Genomic DNA, 23,818 nt, shown 5'->3' on the forward strand with positions numbered 1-23,818 from the left:
AGTCTTCCAAGGAGATTTAATCGTTATAGATGTCAGATTCTAAAAAGGAATCCATAAAATGCTAGAAGTACTAAAAAATACCACATATCGGCATTTGTTCTTGGCCCAAGTGATTGCACTCATTGGAACAGGGTTAATCACGATCGCCCTAGCTTTACAGGCATACGATATTGCCAAGGGAGAAGCTGCTCAAGTTCTTGGTATTGCTTTGGCAATTAAGATGATTGCTTATATCGGTGTAGCACCTATAGCATCAGCATTTGCAGAGCGCTTACCAAGAAAACAGGTATTGGTTGGATTAGATATTATCCGAGCATTAACAGCATTGTGCCTACCATTTGTGACACAAATCTGGCAAATCTATATTCTCATTTTTATTTTGCAATCTGCATCTGCTGCATTTACGCCAACATTTCAGGCAATGATTCCAGATGTTCTGCCTGAAGAAAAGGACTATACCAATGCTTTGTCATTGTCTCGCTTAGCCTATGATTTGGAAAATATTATCAGTCCAATACTGGCAGGCTTCTTACTCACTGTCATGAGCTACCATAATCTGTTTTTAGGAACAGTATTAGGTTTTATCGGTTCTGCTTTGTTTGTGGTAAGTGCAAAATTACCAGTCGCCAAAGTGCCTGAGTTTAGAGGTGTTTATAGCCGTATAAAGCAGGGAGCTAAAATTTATTTTAATACGCCAAGACTTAAGGCGTTGCTTGCTTTAAATTTAGCCATTGCTTCGGCGAGTGCTGTTGTAATTGTAAATACTGTTGTATTGGTTCAATCGACATTTAAGCTTACCGAAAATGCAACGACATGGGCATTTGGTTTATTTGGTCTTGGATCAATGTTATCTGCTTTTGTTTTGCCAAAGATATTGGATAAGTTTCCTGATCGTTCTGTTATGTTGACGGGAACTACAATTCTTGTGATTGGATTATTCAGTGGTTCTTTGATTGCATCTTATAATGGTTTGTTAGCACTTTGGTTTGTCCTTGGTATTGGATATTCAGTTTCACAGACACCTACAGGTCGTTTGATTCGCAAGTCTGCATCAAGTGAGAATAGAACGTCATTATTCGCAGCCCAATTTGCATTTTCCCATGCTTGTTGGCTGATCACTTATCCATTGGTTGGATGGTTGAGTACGAATATAGGCACATTACAGACTTTTATTCCGATGGCTGTTATTGCAATTATTGCTCTCATTCTTGCATTACGCTTATGGACAACTAAAGATGAAGATTTTCTAGCACATAGCCATGATGATTTACCCGCAGACCACGAACATGTGATTCAGCATCAAATCAATGGTGTGCATGTGCATGAATATGTGATTGATGACTACCATCAAAAATGGCCTAAATAATTCTTTTCGACTAATGGATTAGAAGTGCATCGTTTATTTGTTGTACAATTTCAAACTTGTTTTATCGTTCAATAAAAAAGGGAAACAATATGAAAAAACTAATCTTGGTATGTTTAATGGGGCTTGCGGTAACAAATGCTTTTGCTCATTCAGGTGGTACTGATTCTTCGGGATGTCACACGAATAGTAAAACAGGGGATCGTCACTGCCACTAATAAAAAAGAGTAAGCCTAAGCTTACTCTTTATTTTTTCAAAAAATAAAATCGTTATATGACTGTGTGCAAGATTAGACCGCATAGTGCAGAAGCAAAAATGACATACATGACTTTGACTTCAAAATGGAATAAGGCAATAAATGCAGCAATTGCGATTAAAGCAGCTTCATAGTTGAAGGGATGACTAAACCCATTTGGCCATAATACGTGATAGCTAAAGAAGAGTGCGAGATTAAGAATTACACCAACAACGGCAGCAGTGATTGCAGTTAATGGGGCAGTAAATTTTAATTCATTATGAGTTGATTCAATGATAGGCGCGCCAGCCAGAATAAATATGAAAGAAAATAAAAATGTAAACCATGTAACTATCGTTGCCCCAATAGCCCCTGCTAAGAATAGATGCTCTGAGCCTAATAATGCCTGATTAAATGCACCTAGAAAGCCAACGAATGCTACAACCATGATTAGAGGACCTGGGGTGCTTTCCCCAAGAGCTAAACCATCAATCATTTGAGTTGGGCTCAACCAACCATAAAAATTTACAGCACCCTGATAAACATAAGGTAATACTGCATAAGCACCACCAAATGTTAGAAGTGCCGCTTTAGTAAAGAACCAAGCCATTTGTGTATACGAGTGATCCCATCCAAGAGTTAAACTTAAACTAATGATAGGAATAAACCATAGTAGACCACCGATGAGCACAATACTGCCTAATCGTTTCCAACTAAATATTGCATGTTCTGGTGTAGGTGTATCATCGTCAATTAAAGCCCGACCATAATCCTTTTTACTTTGTTGATGTGAATTTCCACCAGAAAACAGGGTCGGATATTTTTTACTGGTTAGATATCCAATAATAGCCGCAGTGAAAACGATCAAAGGGAAGGGTAGGTTAAAAAAGAAAATCGCAACGAATGCTAATGCAGCAATCATCCACAAGAATTTGTTCTTTAATGATTTACTACCAATTCGGTGCGTTGCATGAAAAACGATAGCAACAACGGCAGGTTTAATCCCATAAAAAAGACCAGCAATAATAGGGACATCACCAAATTTCACATAGACCCATGACAGACCAATCAGGATAAATAGAGAGGGTAATACAAAAAGGATTCCTGCAACTAATCCACCAACGGTTCTATGCATCAACCAACCGATATAGGTTGCTAATTGTTGTGCTTCAGGCCCAGGCAGTAACATGCAGTAGTTGAGAGCATGTAAAAAACGCTTTTCAGAAATCCAACGTTTTTGTTCAACAAGTTCTTGGTGCATGACGGCGATTTGGCCTGCGGGTCCACCAAAACTAATAAACCCTAATTTAAGCCAAAACAGAAAAGCCTGCCAAAATGAAACAGGCAGTATCTCAGGTTCTGGTGGTGTAATCAGTTCTTGTTCCATGATTATTCTCTTGAAAGGTTGGCATATAAGCCATCAAAAATATGGTTGGACAATTCAAATAATTGATCATCATTGCTAATTTGACTTCGAATGCCTTGAATAATTTTTTCAATACCAAGCGCTTCAGGAGGTTCAATACCACCTATATCAAGGTAATGAACAATTTCAGCGATTTTCTTTAATGCGGGTGTTTCTAGATCAAAACTATGTAAAAGAACTTCGAAGGTCACCCAATGATCGATGTGGCTGAAAGTTGCACCATCAAAATCGAATCCTAATGCTTCTTGTGGGCAGTCACTCGGCGTTTCTAACCAAATGAATGTTGGTGAAGTATCAATAAATGTCTTGATTAGCCACGCAGAGGCCAGACGATCAATCCAAGGTCGTTTACGTGTTGCCCAAGTTCTATTTTGATAACTAGTTTTGTTTAATAGTTGGATATGAGCTTGTATTGCTTGAGGTTCATTCGCTTCACCAATACGTGCAATTGAAAGCTCTAATGAAGATAGTTCATTTAAAACCTGAGCTTGAGTCTCATCAGGGTAATAATCAATTTCTACAAGTGCATCGATACTTTTTCTCAGTTTACGAACTTGCTTGAGTAGCTCTTTCTTTTCATCTTTAGTCTGTCGATCTCTCAACTCAGAGAGTTGTTTATAGAGGACATCGTATTCTTCTTTTCGATTGAAGAAAGGAGCTAATTCAAGATTTATAGGTTGGTCTGCGTGAAATACATAAGCAGTCCCTTGTTCTGAGATAACATCATTAGTAATAGGATCAAACTTTTCACTATGGGAAATAGGGAGTAAGTAGACCCCATCTCTTAGAATTGCTGCGCCACTTGCTTTGAGAGATCGCCAGACTCTCATCCGAGTGGTTGTGTTCTGCGTAGGCAGTGAGGATATGAGTAAGGATATTTTCATGTAATATACTCAACTTATTTGTTTAATATATTACAAATAAAAAAATAAAGGACAAATACAAAGAAGTGATTTCTTATATCAGAAGAAATATTAAAGCGCGGAAATGACTAAAGAGCAGGTGTTTTTTAAGTTTATGATTTTATATAAATTATTTGGTTATATATTGTTTCAGCACACTTCAATATTTGTGAGTTTAGTACTACTTATCAAAGAAAAATTGTTTTAGTTATAGTTAAATTATTGATTGCAAATTGTTTAAATTGCAGGGTGTGCAAAAGTTGACTGAGAATTAGGTTATTTGTAAATCTCAGTCAAAATTTTAACTCTTAGAAGGTGCTTATCGATTTAAGATGACATCAGCTAATTGATGGGCAATTTCCTCAATACTATTTACAGAAGTATTTAAGGCGACTTTATCAGCTAAATTCGGACTATAATCTAAAACATCATTTTTAGTAATTCTGTGCCAAATCGGTAGAATCATTTTGTGACCATTCATTTCACGGGCTACTAAGCCATCAAGTTCATAGTTGGTCCAGTCTTTTTTTATAAAATCAGTTGAAAGAACAACGGTACCGTATTTAGAGTTTCGGAGACCACTATCAATTTTACGACGCAAACTATCCCCAACTTTTAACGTGAATTCGTCGTACCAAACTTTTACTCCAAGTTGCTGTAATGTCTCTGCAAGTGGTCTGACAAAATCTTCTTTATCTTCTGAAGCGTGTGAAATAAACAAATCATATTCTGGTTCAATCTCAGGTATTGTATTGTTGTAAGATGGTATTGAAACATCAGTAATGTATTGGGTAGAAGCCTTAATAGCATCAATTTCACGTTTCAGTTTCTTTTGATGTTCAATTTCGTCTTTCTGATGTTTTTTAGTCAGAGCCTCTAATTTTTTTCTTTCCAGTATTTCTTCTTTTATAAGGTTCTGTTTTTCTTTCAGTAGCTTATTGTCAATATCAGTTTTCTTCTTTTGCAAGTCTGAAAGTTTTGATTGTATTCGAGCGTTTTCTTGTTCTTTCCGACTAATTTCTGTTAACTTTGTTTTTAATGTAGAAGGGCTAGTTGTCTTCCCGATAGAATTTTGAATTTGTAAAATTTTAGAAATTATATCAGCTCCCTTTTTCTGTTCTAAGCTCATTCGATGGGTAATATCTGCTAACTCCTTATTTAATCTTGTTATGGTACTGCTTATAGTTTGTATTGACATGTTGGCTCAATGATAAATATTAAAGAATAAGATTATTATTTGGTTGGGTTAAATACAAGGTTTATGTATTACGTCATTGTGTAAGCGTAGAGCAATACTCTGCCCAATCAGCCATTAAGCCTTTACGTTTTTCTAAATAGCCTCCACGTAAATAAGAAGCTTCAACCTTATCTGGAAGTTTGTGTGCGAGAACATGTTCACACACTTCTCTACGGTAATCTGTTTTGTCTGCCGACCAATCACGGAAAGTAGACCGAAAGCCATGCGTTGTAATGACTCGGTTTTGTTTGGGATCAATATAGCCTAAGCCATTTTCTTTAAGCTTTTGCTCATGCAGTCGTTTGATTAGGGTCGTCAAAGACATATCAGAAAGCATCTCACCACTCCGTGGCGCAGGGAAGATGAAATCTTGAATTAGAGTATGATTTTGAATTGATTCAAGCAAACTTATCGCTTCTTTCGACAAAGGCACATGATGTTCCTTTTCTGCTTTCATACGTTCTTTAGGAATAATCCAGACTTTATTCTTAAAATCAATTTCCTGCCATTTCGCCCCAAAAATTTCACCAGAACGACAGGCCGTTAAAATTGCAAATTCTAGAGCTTTAGGCGAAATTCCTTTTTTCTGTCTCAGGTGTTGAATAAACTCAGCGACTTGTTCATAAGGCAGGGATGGATGAGGGCGCGATTCCTGTTTTAAGTTGCCTAAGATTGGCTCAAGATTACCTTTCCATTCAGCAGGGTTAGTACCCTCAAAATATCCCATAGCCTTAGCATAATCAAAAATAGTTTCTATGCGACCACGAATACGTTTGGCTGTTTCATTTTTTTCGATCCAAATTGGTTTAAGAGCTTCTGCAATATCAACTTTGGTAATTGTGCCAATGGTGAGATTACCTAAAGTTGGATAGATATAGGTTTCTAATGTGGATGACCATTGCCCAATATGCTTTTGATTTTTGAGTTCACGGGTTTTATTGGCAATAACAACTTCCGCACACTCCATGAATGTTTTGTCACGAAGTTTTTGGCTATGCAATTTTTCAAGCTGTTTCTGCTTATGTGCAATTGGATCAATGCCATTTCGTATTTGTAATCTTAATTCAGTTGCTTTAGCTCGGGCTTCAGCTAATGAAACTTCAGGGTAGGGACCAAGACCAATATCACGGCGATGAGGTTTTAACTTTCCATCTCTATCGAGACGTTTGCCAACAACAGCACGTAAAATCCAAACACGAGAATTGCCTTCGACATTCAAGCATAAGCCATCGACACCACCTACAGAGTGTCGACCAGTTGTTTTAATTTTTGCTACACTGAGTGCTGATAGCTCTTTAGATTTCTTTGGCATGATCTTTGGTTACCCCTCAACCTACCCCACATAAAATACTGGAAATGATTGGAATAGACAAGACAAAGTTGGATGGATTAAACTTTAAATTATTGAAAAATATATTTTTATAATATTGGGTTGGATTGCTATGGACTATTGTTAGACGGACACCGCTTCCGCCAAATATCTAAATAAGCCCTTGTTTTTACAAGGGCTTATTTTTTATCTGTGCTGTCCCGTCCTGAAATAAGTTTACCCCTTAAGAGGCTTATTTTATGGAATATGAAAAAGAACAACGAGTTAAACGAACACAACGAGATTACAGTTTTGCCTTTAAAATGCTGATTGTCCATGAGGTAGAAAAAGGGCAAATCACTTATAAACAAGCTCAAGCAAAATATGGTATTCAAGGAAGATCAACTGTGCTTACATGGTTACGTAAGTACGGACAACAAGATTGGACTTCTAAAGCTATGCCTTCCACTTCAAAACGCCAACTCACCCCTCAACAACGCATTCGCCAGTTGGAAAAACAATTAGCCGCAGAAAAGCTAAAAACTGAATTTATCCAAGATGTGATTTATCACATAGACAAAGAATGTGGGAGAGATCTTGGAAAAAAGTATACCGAGCACGTTTCAAAGATTGGCAAGCCCAAAGAAGACTAAATGTCTCACGTTATTGTGAGTGGATAGGAATCACCCGACAGGCTTACTATCAATCAGAAAAACGTGCTCAAATCAAAGCTCGGGAAACTCAGCAAGTACTTGAATTGGTTATGGAGTATCGTTATTTGATGCCAAGTATCGGTACGCGTAAACTCTATTGGCTGATCAAACCAAAATTGCTAGAACAAGGACTGAAGTTTGGTCGAGATCAGTTATTTAAAGTATTAAAAGAGAATGATTTATTGATACGCCCTAAACGTCGCTATACCAAAACTACAGATAGCAAACACTGGATGAAGAAACATCCTAATTTATTAAAGGATTATTCTCCAATACGGGCAAATGAAGTCTTTGTTAGTGATATTACCTATGTTGAAAGTGCAGAGGGTGTGCATTATCTATCACTTGTGACAGATGCCTATACCCGACAAATTAAAGGTTATAAGTTATCAAGTGATATGCGGGCAGAGAATGTTGTACAAGCCTTACATATGGCAATGAAGTCTATAAAAGATAGAGCAACAACCCTGATTCATCATTCAGATAGAGGTTCTCAATATTGCTCTGAATTATATCAATCGGCACTACAGCATTACGGTATAAGTCCCTCGATGACAGATGGAGGAGACTGTTACCAAAATGCTTTAGCAGAGCGAATCAATGGCATACTCAAACAGGAGTTCTTAACTACACGATGTAAAACGATGAAGGAGTTAGACCATTTAATTTCGGAATCTATAGTGATTTATAACTGCTACAGACCGCATTTAAGTTTAAATATGATTACTCCTAATCAGATGTATGAGAAAGCGAAAACCGAGCTAATTGCTTAACTCGGTTTGAAATGAAATACTGTCAATCTATTTCAGGACGGGACATGCTTTTACTCCTCAACTTACTTAACAAAAAATCATAATTTGTCTGGTTATCAGGATTAATTACACATCGATCAAAGCAATCTATACAAAATATGTAAATATTTACTTTATTAATCAGGTGAATAAAACAAGAATTGTTTGTTTTTTATACCAGTTATTATCAATAAAACTATCCTCAAAGCCCAATCTACATATCAGTAATCAACATTAAAAAATATGCATTATTTGCATGAAATATTTAATTTTTGCATTGTCGTTTTTTTTCAAAAAAAGTAAAACTTGCCACTGCTGATAGTGGCGTCAGCGGTTTTGTTTCTTATAGTGCTAAATCGATGAAGCCCGTATGGCATGGAATTTATAGGTGGATAACCTAAATGCAAAGTGCAATAGGGAAGGAATAATTATTATGAATCAAAAGAAGCTGCTCAAATATATTCTGGTGGCAATGATCACAGGGATATTAGTCGGGTGGGCATGTCATAGCACTTTAAGTACGGTACAGACTACAGATATTGCAAGCTATTTTAAGATCGTCACAGATGTTTTCCTTAGATTAATCAAAATGATTATTGCACCGCTGGTGTTTGCAACAATTGTTTCAGGCTTAATCTCGATGGGTAAATCATCCTCACTTGGATCGATTACTTTAAAAGCCATGGGCTGGTTTGTAGGTGCATCTTTTATCTCGTTATTGCTCGGTATGGGGCTTGCGAATTACTTCCAACCTGGTGCAGGAATGAATCTAAGTGTTCCTAAAGAAGTTGTCGATGTTGGAGTTAGTGCATCAAGTTTAAGTTTACAGACATTTATTACCCATATTTTTCCAAGAAGCTTTGCCGAAGCGATGGCAAATAATGAAATTTTGCAAATCCTTGTGTTTTCAATTTTCTTTGGTTCTGCATTGGCTTATGTTCAACATCAAACTGGTGCGACTGTAATTGGAAAAATTATTGATGAGTTATGCCGCGTCATGTTTCGTATCACTGACTATGTCATGGCGGCTGCACCCATTGCTGTATTTGCAGCGATTGCATCGGCAATTGCAGTGCAAGGCCCTAAGTTAATCTTGGATTACAGTATTTTCATTGGTCAGTTCTATATTGGTTTATTGATCCTGTGGATGATTTTAATTTCTTTTGGTTATATCTTCTTAAGAAAAGACGTTTTTCGATTGGTGCGAGCAGTACGTGAACCAACCATGTTGGCATTTGCAACAGCGAGTAGTGAATCAGCATACCCAAAAACGATGGAAGCATTAAACAAATTTGGTGTTCCAAAACGTGTGACGAGCTTTGTTTTACCTTTAGGTTATTCATTTAACCTCGATGGTTCAATGATGTATATGGCATTTGCGGTATTGTTTATTGCTCAAGCTTATAATATTGACCTGAGCTTTACGCAACAAGTATTGATTCTTTTGACTTTGATGATTACCAGTAAAGGCATTGCTGGCGTTTCTCGCGCATCTATTGTCGTCATAGCATCTACACTTGCTATGTTTCAACTACCAGAAGCGGGTATTCTTCTGATCTTGGCAATTGACCAGTTTCTAGATATGGGACGCACTGCGACCAATGTGATTGGAAATAGTATTGCGACGGCGGTGATTGCACGTACAGAAGGTGATAAGCATAATGCTGAAGAGACAGAAACTGATGAAGTAACTGTTGACACAATTGTTCCTGTCAGTCGATTAGCAGACAATACTTAAATGAGATAGTTCTTTAAGTTACTTATTTAAAAGTATTGTATTGCAGATAACGGTTTTTAATTGTTTCTATTTTTAGATCCAATATGAAATAAAAACCGTTATCTTGATTTTTGTATAATGATATTTTTTATATAATTTAAATAAATCATATGGTGTATTTTATATTACTATTTGTTAGAAGGTTCCAAATATATTTTATTCGTTCGGAAATGATCATTTTTCTTCTGATGATATATATATCTTGTGATGTGTGAAAATTGGGTTGGTTAATCACCCTAAGTTTATTTTCAGATAACTCTTTTTCAACAAGTAATTTGGGTAACTATGCAATACCTAAACCTTGTAAAACTAATTCTTTTAAATCACTCGCATTATCTGTTTCATACAGTGTTCTATAATTTAAATTACTCTCAATAACCTCATCTACACATTTTCTTAAATAGGCTTGTTTGCTATAGGCTAATAAAGGAAAGAGCTGATTAAATGAATATTTAGGTTCATCATTATATACTGCCGTCACAGGTAAGATGTCCATTTTCACAATTTTATGGAAAATAAAAAGCGATGTGTCTAATTGCTGAAGTGTTTTTTGATCGCAGTAACAAATCAAAAAATCACATGATCCATCGGTAAGTAAACGCATGCCTTGTTTAAGATTTGCAGCGATAATTTCTAGTTTCAAGTCTTCAAGACTTAGGGATAAATCGTGAATAAAGCGAGGGAAAAACTGTGTAATGAGGGAGTGAGATACTGCAAAAGTTACATTTAGTTCATTGTTTTTAATATTTTTTTCTAGGTAGCTTATCGTTGAGTTAAGTTGATGTTGTATGCTTTTGGCAGATGCCAATAATACTTGTCCAGCTTCAGTGAAATCGATGGTTTTACTATCTCTCTTTAAAATTTGAAATCCTAAGGCTGTTTCGATATTTTGGATTCGACGCGAAAATGCGGATTGGGTGACATGTCGTAGTTCTGCCGCTTGGGAAATTGAGTTTTCCTGTTCTAGTGCAATTAAATCTTCAATCCATCGAATTTCCAAGGTCATAACCAATCCTTCATATGTGCGTATAAGCTATTATAATCTATTATGCAAAAAATGCATGTAGTAATATTTTTTTACATTAGAAAAAAATGATGCTGTCTTCTAATATAAATTTATCGAGATCTAGAGTCTATTTAAATGAATATTAAGATTAACACACGTACTGAAAAAGATTTATTAGGTTTGAAAGAAATTCCAGATCATTGCTATTATGGTGTACAAACGTTAAGAGCAATTGAAAATTTTAATTTAAGCTCAAGTAAATTAAGTCAGTTTCCTCATTTTATTAAAGCACTTGCAATTGTAAAATCAGCTTGTGCACATTCAAATTTTAAATTAAATAAAATTGATGATAATAAAAACAATGCAATCCAATATGCATGCCAACAAATTATAAATAATCAGTATCATGATCAATTTATGGTGGATATGATTCAAGGTGGTGCTGGTACGTCTACAAATATGAATATAAATGAGGTCGTTGCTAATGTTGGTTTAGAGTATTTAGGACGATCAAAGGGCGAGTATCAATATTTACACCCGAATAATGATGTCAATATGTCTCAATCAACCAATGATGTCTATCCAACAGCGATCAAGTTAGGCTTAATCTCAGCAATTGAACAATTGAATACGCCGTTTAATAATCTGATTGCAAGCTTTAATGCGAAATCGAACGAGTTTGCAGATATTTTAAAAATGGGGCGTACACAGTTGCAAGATGCCGTCCCAATGACTTTAGGGCAGGAGTTTGGTGCATTTGCTGCGACTTTACAAAGTGATCTGGATAAACTTAACCGTATCATGCCTGATGCCTTGAGTGTGGTGAATTTAGGTGGAACTGCGATTGGTACAGGAATTAATACTGAAGTTCAATATCGTGAATATGCTATTCAAGCATTGTCAGAAATTACGCAGCGCAAGATTAGCAGCGCACCTGATTTGATCGAAGCAACATCTGATATGGGGGACTTTGTTTTACTCTCAAGTTTCTTAAAGCGTACTGCTACGAAACTATCGAAAATTGCCAACGATTTACGTTTATTATCAAGTGGTCCACGTGCTGGATTAAGTGAGATTTACTTAGAACCACGCCAACCAGGTAGCTCAATTATGCCTGGTAAGGTGAACCCTGTTATTCCTGAGGCGATGAATTTAGTTTGTTATCAAGTGATTGCTAACGATTTGGCGATTACTTTGGCTGCTGAAGCAGGTCAATTGCAATTAAATGCGATGGAGCCATTGATTGCATTTAAGTTATTTGAATCAATTGAGTTGCTGGGCAAAGCCATGCAAATGTTCCAGCAAAAGTGTATTGATACGATTCGTGCCAATGCTGAGCTGTGCCAATCTCAGGTTGAAAACTCAATTGGGATTGTGACAGCACTTAATCCGTACCTAGGTTATGAAACAACGACACGTATTGCCAAACAGGCCAATGAAACAGGGCAAAGTGTATTGGCTTTAATCAAAGCAGAAAACTTAATTTCTGATCAAGTTTTGGCAGATATCTTGGCTGTAAAAAACATGGTACATCCGAAGCAATCTGCATAATCGAGCTTGGTTTGTGTCATCAAACTGAGATAAATGAGTCGATTGGATTCAGTGGCGTTAAAGATTAAATTCTTTAACGCCATTTTTAATTTCTATGCTTGACGAAATCAAGCTATTCCTTCCCCAAGCTGTGTTATCAGTCTTGATAAAAGGTCACGTTATCCGTGTTTAATACTTTGTTTGCGTCGTTTGTGCCCATGATTCAAGTCATAGCTGCAATTTAAGTAAACACTAAGAAATCGTGTTATTGAGTTGACCTTCTGAAGTAAGCAATTCAGCCATTTCTTTGGTTTTCTTTAAACCAGGCATACGATATTCAGTATGTCCATAGTCTTTGATTGATTTCCAACGTCCGCCCCATGTTAAGCCGACAGATTCAGCTACTTGACCGTAAAGTTCATAGCCTCGCATTGCCCATGGGTCACGTTCACTGATTACCACTTTACCGTTACGTTTGAACGCAACATCTGCAGCTAAACCAAATTGATGATAACTTTGGTAACTTCTCGCACGTGTGGTATTGGGATTTCCTGCTAGCATATTCTGTCGAGCGGGGCTGCGATAGCCTTCGAGTAAGACAAGCTCATAGCCATGTTGTTCTTTCATAATCTTAAAGACCATGAGTAAACGTTGTTTATAGCGTGGATTCATCTTGTCCCACTTACGATCAACTAGGCTACTGTCAAGCGCACCGTGTGCATGTGCTATAGGACTCTCGATTTGTGAGGCATCAATTGAGCCACTATGTTGAGCATGATATTCCTGCTCGATACGGGTTGCTTCAATTAATGCATCTTGAATAAGTGTTTCATCAACTTCTGGTGGTGGACTGAGGATTTCACCATTCAATAACGCATAAATTTGTGGATCAGTTTGCTTCAAATATTCTGCTTCGATGCGAGTCGAATTTATTGGACGTGTAAAAGCAAAAATTAAAATACTGGAAAATAAAAAAAATCCTGCAATTAAAATCCACCATTGCTGTATATGCCAATGCGATTGCAACTTTTCAGGAGCGGCAGCTTGATGCATGTTTTCAGCAAATTGCATCGCATTCGCAATTTTCTTTTTGCTTTGTGGAAGTAGTGAGCGCAATAAATGAATACACTTGGAGCGTAATTCATATGACATCAATAACGTCAGTACAATAATGACAAGCAAAAAGCTAATCGAAATAAACCAAATCATTCGTTATTTGAGTTCATTAACAGTAAATGGTCGCTGAGTCACATTAATTTGTACAGATGCCTGCGGCGCTTCAGCTTCTGGTTCTGCTGTTTTTGGCGCAGTAGTTTTTGTGGGTTCAGTTTCTACTTTTTTGGTTTTTTCCGCTCCAGTTGTTGCTGTATTTTTTTGCTGAATCGGTTTTGAAATTGTTGCTGGTACCGGTTTATTTCCATTTGGCTCATTTGCAAAAGGAGAGCTGCGATGTGATGGATCTGTAGGTGTGGCAGTTGCTGAGTGTTGGAAAAATTTATTTAAATCTGTATCTTGAGGTTGGGTAAAACTACTATCTTCTTCAGATTCAGTATTTTCGTGTTGGACTTGTTCCGCTACATTGCTCACATTTTCTATGGAGCTTTGTGTGCTTGTTGTTGGTGTTGAATAGGGCTCAGTCTGCTCGTGTGTTTCTACAGGAGCACTGGATTGCGTTTGGAACAATACAAAAAAAATAATTAAGCTGAAAATAACGCCTAAAATAAATCCGACAAATACATAAATTACAGGAGATAAACTCTTTTTTTTATTCGTCTGTAATATGCGTAAAGAAGTGGGTCTTTCCTGAGTCATGTGTCGTCAACTACGGTAAATGGATTGTAATATGCGCTTCTTCAGCGGGTGCCGAAATCACATTTTGATATGGGGATAGTGCACTTTGATTTTGTTGTGACAGCATAAATTTCAGTCCAGCAAAACTGAGTGCAGCAAACATCAATAAGAAAATTAAAATCCAAAAAAATGGCAATTCGTGATGAATAATATGCTTGATTTGATCAGGAATCGCTGCAAATGGTGAAAATGCAGCCTTTTTACCTTTTAGATAATCAATTTCATCGCCAACACGTGCAACTAAATGGTTGAGACTTTCGATAGACTCAAGTCGATATTTACCTTGAAAACCAAGCAATAAACAGTAATGAAAAACTTCTAATGCAGCTAAGCGATCTTTACCACGGCTACGCAGCTGCTCTAAGATCTCAAAAAAACGATAACCTGCTAATTGAGAGCCAAATAAACTCAGCTGTAACGGACTAATCAACCAAGTATTTTGTAAGTTGAAATAGGCAGGATCTTGTTGTGTCGCGATTGTTTCATCGATCAAAGCACAAAAAGCATATTTTGCATCATGGATGTCATCTGCTGAGAATTGCAGACGTTTTGCTTGTTGCTCAAAACGATTTAATAGTTCCAAAATTTTGCTACGGAAATCACTCGGATTTGAAGGAATATAGCGATTACGAATCAAAAAGACCAAATAGAATCCATCGTGTAATAGATCAATGAGATTAGTGGTCTGGGATTTATTCTGCGGTAGATTGGTTGCGGGTAAGCCAGAACCAATTTTACCATCATCAAATAAAGAGGGGATGCCTGTTGGATGTTGAGTCATCATTCTTCTCTTAGCTATTCATTACAGCAATAAGTTCGATACTGATATCTTGGAAACCAGCGGGAATGTACACGCAGATAGACTCTGATTCCAGCATTTGTTGATAGAGCTCATGATGTGGCTCAATTTCAAAATAACTTACCCCGGAGCGCACAGGAATTGCGGTTGGAACTTGCATCAAATGATGGATAGGCACAGCGGGTAATGCCGCAACGACACGTTGTTCAACATCAATGGTACTTCCCACTTTAAAGCGTAGTGGCACGATTTGAATAAGTTCGTGGGTTTGCATCATACTGCTTGAAACTGCGATATATAAACGAGTATCACGCGTGATCTTGTCTGATTCAAGGCTGCCAACCCAATAAGATGGGCGAGTTTCTTTTAGGGCAATACTGAAGTAGCGACTTGAGATAATGGTATCTAGTAGATCCCGTAAAATCACATCGAGTTGCTGAAAACTGTCTTGCAATTGATGATGTTTATAATGAGGTAAATGATCAACGTCATAATTGCTAGAAAAGGTAAGCAGTGATCCAGCTAAACGTAATAATTCTGAAAATAGACGCTCAGGATGAATTTGAGGATATTGGAATAGGTGATTTAATCCAGCATAAGCTGTATTTAATGCATTAATTAGCCAGAAAGAAACGATATCACCAGAGCGAAACTCAATGAGCTTCTGTTCATTTTCTCGGTTGTTACTCTGAATAGTTTTGATTTTTGCCTTAATCACATTCAGTGTGCGCTTGAGATTACTGGTCAAAGCATCCGAAGCCGCAACATGCAAAATAGGTGGAATAAATTTTGGATCAAGTTCAAACGTACCAGAACTTTGACGTTTTATTTTGGCAATTGGCAAATACAAGAAGCCATCTAAAGTTTGACTCGGTTGTATGTGCTGTTCAAGCAGTTTGAACTCAGCACGACGACGCAATAGGCTGAGATCTGCAGGACTGGCATCGGTAAATAAATCGTGTGTTTCTGAGAGATAATTATGATAACGACTAGAAAGCGAGCCTTTCTCATCCGCAATATTTTTCTTATTTGCTTGGAGAATTGGGAGTGCCAAATAAACAACCATCTCACCTTTTAGGTTGAGATCATCCAATAATAAGGGTTCAGGGAGTAAATCTTGTGCAGGAGCATGGTAAATTTCACCATCTTGCCAAATGATTTCAACCTCTTCTAAAGCTAAGATATGGGTTGAAAGTTGTACCTGATCAAATTTAAGTTTTTGAACACCATAGGCATAGGGAACGAGCGCACGGATCGTATGATTTAAGCGTTGTTCATGATAGGTATCTTGGATTTGGAAGTGCTGTGGACGTAAAAATAAACCTTCACCCCAAAGAACTTTTTCTGCTTTAAACATATCAATTTACCAGTAATTATTCATATTCATTCTTGGGTTGAACACCGAGCATATCTTGTACCATTTGTAATGGATGTTCATCTTTGATGACTTGACCAAGCCATTCATGTAGCGGCATTTGGCTCCATTTTATGGTTTTTTGCAACATATAGCTCACAGGGCTATGCGGCTCGTTTTTTTGGAAATAAGTGGCTATTTCTTGCAAAACGCGCATCGCTTGTTCGCGATTTTCAATATGAGATTGAACTTGGGGTTGGAAAGACATGGTATTTTGTACTGTAGTCGTTTGAGACATCACAGGTTTTTCAATTGGAATATTTTGAGTTTCAACTTCAGGGTTATGTGGTTGAGTTGATTGTCCAAAATATTCAGTTTTATATATCTTTTTAAGCGTTTGGTGGATACTTTCCAAGCTGGAATCAATTGCTGCAAAACTTGGTGAATCCAAACCTAGCAAACCATCTAACACATTCTTGAGTACTGACCATTGCTGCAAAATATCATTAAAATGTTGATAGTTTTGAAACTGGAAAGAGACATCGGTATTCGATAAAGCTTGCTCAAACTGTTCAAGCTCGTTATTACTATTTGAATTATCATAATCATCACTTTGTTTACGACGCACATTTTCATGATAAAGAAAATTGTCATAATCCAATAAATGATAAAAAGGTGTGGTATTGATTAATGGTACTTTCTTAATCAACAGAGGGAGTTGATTGATCAAGCCTTGTAATAAACCAATACGTTGATCTAAGTCGTCATCTTCTACTTCTGGGTGGATGGTTAACCAATATTGTTCAAGTAAACGATGACTTAAATCAAGACTTTTTGCGATGCCTTCAAACCCATAAAGATTTGCCCAAGCCTCAGAAAGCCATGTTAGCAAGCGTATATCTTTACTTTTATACTGAAGTAGTTCAATAGAAGTAGATGAAACATAATCCCAATCTGCTTGTTTCGGCTCAGTGACCCAATCGCCTTGGTCGAGTAAAACATCGTCTTGAGTTCTCGCTTTTTTTATCGTGTGGAACTCATTGGAAAATGAAAAATCTTCACCACAAGGTGACTGATCATCAATTGGGGTCAGTAATGGGAGTATGTCCATTTTCATAACAATTTGGGCTCAATCTTGAATATTTTAAACATCAGCTTTGTTTTTTTTACTTGAACGCTTACGAGTTCCTTTAGCAACTGGGTCTAATTGATAGCTAATATCATCATCTTTGGTATCAATAATGATTAATTTCGGTAATTTATGCTCAGCTAGAGCAACTAAAATTTCGGTCGCAAGAGACGGTAAAACAGTTGAGTTCAAAATATTGTCTACGTTTCGGGCACCACTATCAACTTCAGTACAGCGGTTTAATAACAATTCTACAAGATCATCAGAATACTCAACTTTGGTGGCATATTGTTTTTCGATTCGAGCAACAATTTTCCCAAGTTTATGTTTAATGATTCTGACTAAGAGTTCGTCATGCAATGGAAAATATGGAACAACACGCATACGACCGATGAAAGCAGGCTTGAACTGTTTGTAGAGACTTGGTTTTAAGTGATCAAGCAATGCTTCAGCAGTTGGCCATTCTTCTACGGGTTGATTTAAACAAGCTTGCATGATCGCACTGGAACCAGTATTTGAGGTCAGTAAAATGGTTGTGTTTTTAAAATCAATCACACGACCTTCACCATCTTCAAGCGTACCTTTGTCAAACACTTGATAAAATAATTCTTGTACATCACTATGCGCTTTCTCAATTTCATCGAGCAAAACAACACTATATGGATTACGACGTACGGCTTCGGTTAAAACCCCACCTTGACCATAACCAACATAACCTGGAGGCGCGCCTTTCAAAGATGAAACAGTATGTGCTTCTTGGTATTCAGACATATTAATCGTAATTAAATGTTGCTCACCACCATATAGTTCATTGGCTAATGCCAGAGCAGTTTCTGTTTTTCCAACACCACTTGGCCCAACCAGCATAAATACGCCTTGTGGCTTATTCGGGTCTTCCAATTTTGCTTTGGAGGTTTTAATGCCTTGAACTAATTGATGCAGGGCATAATCTTGTCCCATTACACGTTCTGCAAGTTTATCCTCAAGCGTTAAAATCTGTTTGATTTCATCATTGACCATATTCCCCACAGGAATACCAGTCCAGTCAGAAATGATTTCATTCACAATTTGAGATGTAACACGCTCAAAAACTAAAGGATTTTGCCCTTGTAATTGAGTGAGCTCTGTTCTTAGATCAGAGATTTTTTGTTTCAGTTCAGGTTGTTCTTCTTGCTGATTGAGCTGTTGGATTTGTTTAACGAATTCGAGTTCCTGTTTCCAACGTTTTTCTACATCTAGAATCTCAGATTCTAATGTTGAAATTTGCTGATTGAGTGCTTCTAAGCGTTCATGATGTATAGGGAATTGTTGATGCTCTTGGGTTATGATTTGCTGTTCAAGTTTTAAGTTATGGTGTTGAGCTTTAAGCTGATCCAGAATAACTGGTTGTGCATTTTGAGTGAGTGCTACTCGTGCAGAAGCTGTGTCTAAAACACTGACTGCTTTATCTGGTAGTTGGCGACCACTAATGTAACGATGAGAAGCTTGTACTGCAGTAATAATCGCTTGATCATCAATACTTAAATTAAAATGATTCTGCATGACTGGAATCATGGCGCGTAACATGTCGATCGCTACTTCTTCAGTTGGCTCTTCTACTTTAACGACTTGGAAGCGACGACTTAGCGCTGCATCTTTTTCGAAATATTGTTTGTATTCAGCCCATGTGGTCGCTGCGATAGTCCTTAATTCACCACGTGCCAAAGCTGGTTTTAGTAGATTGGCTGCATCATTTTGCCCAGCTTGACCACCAGCACCAATCAAAGTGTGTGCTTCATCAATAAATAAAATAATCGGGTGCGTTGAGGCTTGTACTTCTTGGATAACCTGTTTTAAGCGATTTTCAAACTCACCTTTGACGCTGGCACCAGCCTGCAATAAACCCATGTCTAGCACATGAATTTGTACATTCTGCAATGCTTCTGGGACTAGACCTTGTGAAATTTTTAAGGCCAAACCCTCTACAACTGCGGTCTTACCTACACCTGGTTCACCCGTCAAAATAGGGTTGTTTTGGCGGCGACGCATCAAAATATCAAGCATTAAACGTATTTCGAACTCACGACCAATGACAGGGTCAATTTGTCCATTTTGTGCTTTCGTGGTCAGGTTGATGGTGTATTGATCTAGCGCGGGTGTTTTAGCTGGTATTGTTGACGAGGCTTCTACAGACTGAGTTTCGTCAGTTTTATTATTTTCAATTTGGGTATGTTCACTGCTATTACCACACATGTCTAAAAACTTGTGCTTCATGGTATCGATTGGAAATAGCTCAAATAAACTCGATGCTCGGAAAGCAATTTGTTGGAGATCGGGCTCAGTGAGCAAAGCAATAATTAAATGGCTACTACGAATAACAGGTGTTTGTTCGGCGGATGCTAATAACCATGCTTGTTCAAATAATTTTACAATTGATTTTGCAAAAATTGGAGTGCGGGTATTTCCCTTGGGTAATGAAGCAATAGTTTCTTTTAAATCATTAGTTAAAGCTTCAGAAGAGATATTATTTTTTTTTAATAAAATTTGTAAATCATTTGCAGGTATTTGATTTAATAACTCTACAAATAAATGCTCAATTTCAATCTCATAATTCAATTGGTTAATGCAATAATTTGCAGATTTTTCTAATGCGGAACGAGTAGGAGATGATAGTTTTGTGATTAAAACTTTTAAATTACTCATTTATTACTCACAATAATTTTGAATACCAAGCCCTGCTAAGTAAGTTTTGACTTGATATTGTTGTTATATCTAAAATATATTTTCTGAATAAAATCAAAAACTTATGTAAACACTTGTTGAGTGTACAGATTATTCTACAACAAAAGTTGTTACTTTTAAACAAAAAAATTCTGTCTATTCATAAAAAAATAATTGCATAATATAATCAAAATAATCCATTAATGTTATAAAACGTAATTAGTATTGACTTTCTATGTCGTTTTTTTGTTAAATTCGCGACAATATTCTACGTAAGTAAAATTGATGAGTAAGAGGGTTTTTTAACAATAATTGTCGACTCTATCAATTAAATAAGTTAAATAATGATGAGGCACATTTTGAAAAAAGGTATTGTAGTATCAATTCTTTGTATGGCAATAAGTGGTTTTGCTTATGCGGAAGAGCAAGAGACGAAATTGGCTGATCAAGAATCTAAACAAGTTGATCAAGAGACAAACCTAACTGATAAAAAAGCAAAGCCAGTTAAACCAGTTAAATTAAAAAGAAAATGTATTAAACAAAACCCATTGCTAGAAGGGCAAACCGATCAAGAATTACTTCAAATTTATCAACAGGTTTGTGATAAATCCAATGCAAATAAAGTGAATGATTTATTGGCTCAAGCTGCTATGCGTATGTATGAGTTAAAGCAGCCGATGAATGCTTTGACACTTGCCAATCAATTGCATGAAAAAAATGTTCAAGGCACATTATTAACAGATGTTACTTTCTTGGCTAGCGTAGAAATGGCGAACACGGCATTACAGCAAATGCGTGCTGAAGAAGTGCGTTATCTAAGTCAAGAGTTGACCTATCCACCAGCCAAAGAATTGAGTGAGAATATTCGCACTGCCATGCCAGCAAGTGTGTTGGCTGTAAAGAAAGTGGAAGAAGCGCCTAAAAAAGAAGTTCGAAACACCAGTACAGCGAACCGTCGTGCCGTGAGTCAACCTAAACCACGTGCGACTTCAACACCGCGTAATACAGCAACACAGACTACAGCACCAGCGAGTCGTCCAACAACCACAACACCAAGTGCTGTTCGACCAACAGGTACGAATCCATTTGCTTCGTTGAAACAATAATCAAGGGTAAAGAGTTATGGCTAAAAGAGAAAGCGTACAGAAAAAGTTGCAACGCATTCGTCCACCTCGTGTACAGCTGACTTACGATGTTGAAGTTGGAGATGGTAAAGAATCAAAAGAATTACCGTTTGTTGTCGGGGTCATGGGTGACTTTTCTGCGGCATCAGAGCTTGAGAAAACCAAGCTGAAAGATAAAAAATTCATTAATGTTGATCTAGATAACATCGATGAGGTAATGGAGTCTTTAGCACCAAGAGCTGCATTTCAGGTAGAAAATACGCTAACTGAAGAAGGTGGGCGTATGTCGGTGGATTTAACTTTTAATTCGATGGAAGACTTTAGACCAGAACAAGTTGTACAACAAGTTGATCCATTGCGTAAATTGGTTGAAGCACGCGAGCGTTTAACGGATCTTCGCAACAAAATTTCAAATAGTGAACGTTTAGAAGATTTGTTAGATGAAGTACTTAAAAATACAGATCAAGTTCGTCAATTAAGTGCGGAGGCTGAAAATGAGTAATTTACAAGCTGCAACTGCATCAAATTTAGAAGCTGAATCGACACATTTACTTGACTCAATTGTCGAACAAAGTCGTATTGCCCGTAATGATGATGAGCATGTACGAGCTAAAAGCCTCATTGGTGAGTTAGCGAAAGAGGTAATGGCAGGAACGATTACTGTTTCTGAAAATATGACTTTATCGATTGATAAGCGTATTGCTGAGATTGATGCCTTAATTTCCAAGCAACTTAGTGAAATTATGCACCATGAGCAGTTCCAGAAGATCGAGTCAACATGGCGTGGTCTCTACTACTTCTGCCAAGAAACACCGTCTAACTCAATGATTAAGATTCGTATGTTGAATACGACTAAAAAAGAGTTGGTTAAAGATTTTCAGGGTGCAACGGACTTCGATCAAAGCACACTCTTCAAGAAGATTTATGAAGAAGAATATGGCTCATTTGGTGGCGCGCCTTATGCTGCATTGATTGGTGATTTTGAGTTCGATCGCACACCATCGGATATGTATTTGCTAGAGCAAATTTCACACGTAGCTGCTGCGGCTCACGCCCCATTTATTTCTGCTGCTAGTCCAAATATCTTAGGACTAGAGTCATTTACAGATATTGATCGTCCTCGTGATGTCTCAAAAATCTTTGAAACTGCTGAATATGTTCAATGGCGTTCTTTCCGTGATAGTGAAGACTCACGTTATGTTGCACTTACCATGCCGCACGTACTTGGTCGTTTGCCGTATCACCCGAAAGAGGGGACTGCAACAGAAGGTTTTAACTTCATCGAAGCGGTAACTGGTGAAGATCACCATGATTATTTGTGGATGAATGCGGCTTACGCTTTTGGTACTCGTCTAACTAATGCCTTTGATGCGCATGGTTGGTGTGCTGCTATTCGCGGTGTTGAAGGTGGTGGTTTGGTTGAAGGTTTACCAGTTCACACTTTTAAAACATCAGATGGTGAAGTGGTATTTAAGTGTCCAACTGAAATTGCAATTACTGATCGTCGTGAAAAGGAGTTAAGTGATCTTGGCTTTATTCCTTTAGTTCACTGTAAAAATACCGACTATGCGGCATTTTTTGGTGCGCAATCAACACAAAAACCAAAAAAATATGATAGTGATACGGCAAATGCCAACTCAGCACTATCAAGTCAGATCCAGTACATCATGGCTGTCTCTCGTATCGCTCATTACTTAAAAGCAATGATGCGAGACAAAGTGGGAAGCTTTGCATCAGCAGGTAATGTTGAAGCCTTCTTAAATGAATGGCTTTCACAATATGTCTTGCTTGATGATGGTGCTTCACAAGAAGCGAAAGCGCAATATCCGCTTCGTGAAGCATCTGTAAAAGTTGTAGAAGATCCTGCTCAGCCGGGTCACTACAAATCAGTGGTCTTTTTGAGACCACATTTCCAGCTGGATGAGTTGTCTGTTTCCTTACGACTCGTGACTGAACTACCGCAGTCCTCAAATTAAACAATGAGATCAGCTAGATAATAACTTTAAATAAACAGAGGTAATTTTTAAATGAAAGATATATACGTTGAGTTTCGTGGTAAGTACAAGGTAGACGGAGAATCTCGTGATACTGAGCACAAAGGTTGGCTAGAAGTTAACTCTTGGTCTCATAAAATCCGTCAACCTAAGTCTGCGACTTCAAGTAGCGTAGGGGGCCATACGGCTGAACGTGTTGAACATGATGATATGATTTTTGTTAAAGATTTGGATGCAACTAGTCCAAAACTTTGGGAAGCTTGTTCAGCAGGTTATACGTTTGATGAAGTACAGATCGATTTTTACCGTGCAAACGGTGACAAGCGTATTAAGTATTTACAAATCAAATTGAAGCACGTTCTTGTATCAAGTGTGACTCCAGTTGTTAATGAAGAAGGTGTTCCAACTGAGCAGTTCGGCTTGAAATATGCTGCTGTTGAGTGGACTTATAACCAACAAGACATTAACGGTACTGCGAAAGGTGCTGTTACTAAGAAATGGTCACTTTCTAATAACACAGCATCATACGCTGCGTAATTGGAATTTTGATTTTTCTATAGAGGTTAATAATTTATTA

The 23,818-nt window shown here is 37.4% G+C and carries 19 protein-coding genes and 1 pseudogene; 9 read left to right on the forward strand and 11 right to left on the reverse strand.

Annotation, left to right across the window (positions count from 1 at the left end; genetic code table 11):
- The first annotated feature begins 58 nt into the window (after positions 1-58).
- Both AAC851_RS13470 and AAC851_RS13475 read left to right on the forward strand, forming a co-directional pair.
- The gene (locus tag AAC851_RS13470) at positions 59-1,366 is read left to right on the forward strand and encodes an MFS transporter (protein ID WP_334009892.1); all 1,308 of its coding nucleotides are present in this window, start codon (positions 59-61) and stop codon (positions 1,364-1,366) included.
- Between the two features lie 89 nt (positions 1,367-1,455).
- Positions 1,456-1,581: a YHYH domain-containing protein gene (locus AAC851_RS13475; RefSeq protein ID WP_000733641.1), complete on the forward strand. Its 126-nt coding sequence runs from the start codon at positions 1,456-1,458 to the stop codon at positions 1,579-1,581.
- A gap of 52 nt (positions 1,582-1,633) precedes the next feature.
- On the opposite strand, the gene chrA is transcribed toward AAC851_RS13475, so the two are convergent.
- The 4 genes from chrA to AAC851_RS13495 form a co-directional block, all read right to left on the reverse strand.
- Positions 1,634-2,986, reverse strand: coding sequence for a chromate efflux transporter (chrA, locus tag AAC851_RS13480; protein ID WP_257736397.1), 1,353 nt, complete (start codon positions 2,984-2,986; stop codon positions 1,634-1,636).
- Between the two features lie 2 nt (positions 2,987-2,988).
- Positions 2,989-3,909, reverse strand: a complete 921-nt coding sequence (locus AAC851_RS13485) for a chromate resistance protein ChrB domain-containing protein (RefSeq protein WP_334009883.1) — start codon at positions 3,907-3,909, stop codon at positions 2,989-2,991.
- 337 nt (positions 3,910-4,246) lie between these two features.
- The gene (locus AAC851_RS13490) at positions 4,247-5,125 is read right to left on the reverse strand and encodes a toll/interleukin-1 receptor domain-containing protein (RefSeq protein ID WP_005058259.1); all 879 of its coding nucleotides are present in this window, start codon (positions 5,123-5,125) and stop codon (positions 4,247-4,249) included.
- 73 nt (positions 5,126-5,198) lie between these two features.
- Positions 5,199-6,476, reverse strand: coding sequence for a tyrosine-type recombinase/integrase (locus AAC851_RS13495; protein WP_340600959.1), 1,278 nt, complete (start codon positions 6,474-6,476; stop codon positions 5,199-5,201).
- A 257-nt stretch (positions 6,477-6,733) separates the two neighbouring features.
- On the opposite strand from AAC851_RS13495, the gene AAC851_RS13500 reads away from it, so the two are divergent.
- Positions 6,734-7,959, forward strand: a protein-coding gene (locus AAC851_RS13500; protein ID WP_340600449.1) for an IS3 family transposase whose coding sequence is annotated in 2 segments (ribosomal slippage) — positions 6,734-7,073 and positions 7,073-7,959 — 1,227 coding nt in all. Because the reading frame shifts where the segments join, the coding sequence is not laid out codon by codon here.
- A 451-nt stretch (positions 7,960-8,410) separates the two neighbouring features.
- Complete coding sequence (locus AAC851_RS13505; RefSeq protein WP_100833906.1) at positions 8,411-9,715, forward strand: dicarboxylate/amino acid:cation symporter; 1,305 nt, start codon at positions 8,411-8,413, stop codon at positions 9,713-9,715.
- A gap of 145 nt (positions 9,716-9,860) precedes the next feature.
- Here AAC851_RS13505 and AAC851_RS13510 read toward each other — a convergent pair.
- A pseudogene (locus AAC851_RS13510) lies at positions 9,861-10,760 on the reverse strand (LysR family transcriptional regulator).
- A 135-nt stretch (positions 10,761-10,895) separates the two neighbouring features.
- On the opposite strand from AAC851_RS13510, the gene AAC851_RS13515 reads away from it, so the two are divergent.
- Positions 10,896-12,311: an aspartate ammonia-lyase gene (locus AAC851_RS13515; RefSeq protein WP_161412315.1), complete on the forward strand. Its 1,416-nt coding sequence runs from the start codon at positions 10,896-10,898 to the stop codon at positions 12,309-12,311.
- Between the two features lie 231 nt (positions 12,312-12,542).
- Here the strand turns inward: AAC851_RS13515 and AAC851_RS13520 are convergent, their stop codons facing one another.
- The 6 genes from AAC851_RS13520 to tssH are packed head-to-tail and all read right to left on the reverse strand — an operon-like array spanning position 12,543 to position 20,105.
- Positions 12,543-13,499 (reverse strand): M15 family metallopeptidase, encoded by a 957-nt coding sequence (locus AAC851_RS13520; protein ID WP_161412314.1) that lies wholly within the window; start codon positions 13,497-13,499, stop codon positions 12,543-12,545.
- A gap of 3 nt (positions 13,500-13,502) precedes the next feature.
- Complete coding sequence (locus tag AAC851_RS13525) at positions 13,503-14,102, reverse strand: hypothetical protein (RefSeq protein WP_161412313.1); 600 nt, start codon at positions 14,100-14,102, stop codon at positions 13,503-13,505.
- A 10-nt stretch (positions 14,103-14,112) separates the two neighbouring features.
- On the reverse strand, positions 14,113-14,922 hold the full coding sequence (gene icmH, locus AAC851_RS13530) for a type IVB secretion system protein IcmH/DotU (protein WP_161412316.1): 810 nt from the start codon (positions 14,920-14,922) through the stop codon (positions 14,113-14,115).
- A 10-nt stretch (positions 14,923-14,932) separates the two neighbouring features.
- A complete protein-coding gene (gene tssK / locus AAC851_RS13535; RefSeq protein ID WP_151211701.1) occupies positions 14,933-16,297 on the reverse strand; it encodes a type VI secretion system baseplate subunit TssK in 1,365 nt (454 codons plus the stop codon).
- Between the two features lie 16 nt (positions 16,298-16,313).
- The gene (gene tssA / locus AAC851_RS13540; RefSeq protein WP_161412312.1) at positions 16,314-17,411 is read right to left on the reverse strand and encodes a type VI secretion system protein TssA; all 1,098 of its coding nucleotides are present in this window, start codon (positions 17,409-17,411) and stop codon (positions 16,314-16,316) included.
- A 27-nt stretch (positions 17,412-17,438) separates the two neighbouring features.
- Positions 17,439-20,105: a type VI secretion system ATPase TssH gene (gene tssH / locus AAC851_RS13545; protein ID WP_161412311.1), complete on the reverse strand. Its 2,667-nt coding sequence runs from the start codon at positions 20,103-20,105 to the stop codon at positions 17,439-17,441.
- Between the two features lie 377 nt (positions 20,106-20,482).
- Here tssH and AAC851_RS13550 point away from each other — a divergent pair, with 377 nt between their 5' ends.
- The 4 genes from AAC851_RS13550 to AAC851_RS13565 are packed head-to-tail and all read left to right on the forward strand — an operon-like array spanning position 20,483 to position 23,778.
- Positions 20,483-21,229, forward strand: coding sequence for a hypothetical protein (locus AAC851_RS13550; protein ID WP_406741352.1), 747 nt, complete (start codon positions 20,483-20,485; stop codon positions 21,227-21,229).
- A 16-nt stretch (positions 21,230-21,245) separates the two neighbouring features.
- Positions 21,246-21,749, forward strand: a complete 504-nt coding sequence (tssB, locus tag AAC851_RS13555; protein WP_109440899.1) for a type VI secretion system contractile sheath small subunit — start codon at positions 21,246-21,248, stop codon at positions 21,747-21,749.
- Complete coding sequence (gene tssC / locus AAC851_RS13560; protein ID WP_113996891.1) at positions 21,742-23,223, forward strand: type VI secretion system contractile sheath large subunit; 1,482 nt, start codon at positions 21,742-21,744, stop codon at positions 23,221-23,223. The genes tssB and tssC overlap by 8 nt, the downstream gene beginning before the upstream one ends.
- 51 nt (positions 23,224-23,274) lie before the next feature.
- Positions 23,275-23,778 carry an Hcp family type VI secretion system effector gene (locus tag AAC851_RS13565; RefSeq protein WP_161412309.1) on the forward strand — a complete coding sequence of 168 codons (504 nt, stop codon included), beginning with the start codon at positions 23,275-23,277 and terminating at the stop codon, positions 23,776-23,778.
- The last annotated feature ends 40 nt before the right edge of the window (positions 23,779-23,818 follow it).

This window comes from Acinetobacter sp. HZNU-JH01 (assembly GCF_037996845.1).
GTDB classification, from domain to species: domain Bacteria; phylum Pseudomonadota; class Gammaproteobacteria; order Pseudomonadales; family Moraxellaceae; genus Acinetobacter; species Acinetobacter haemolyticus.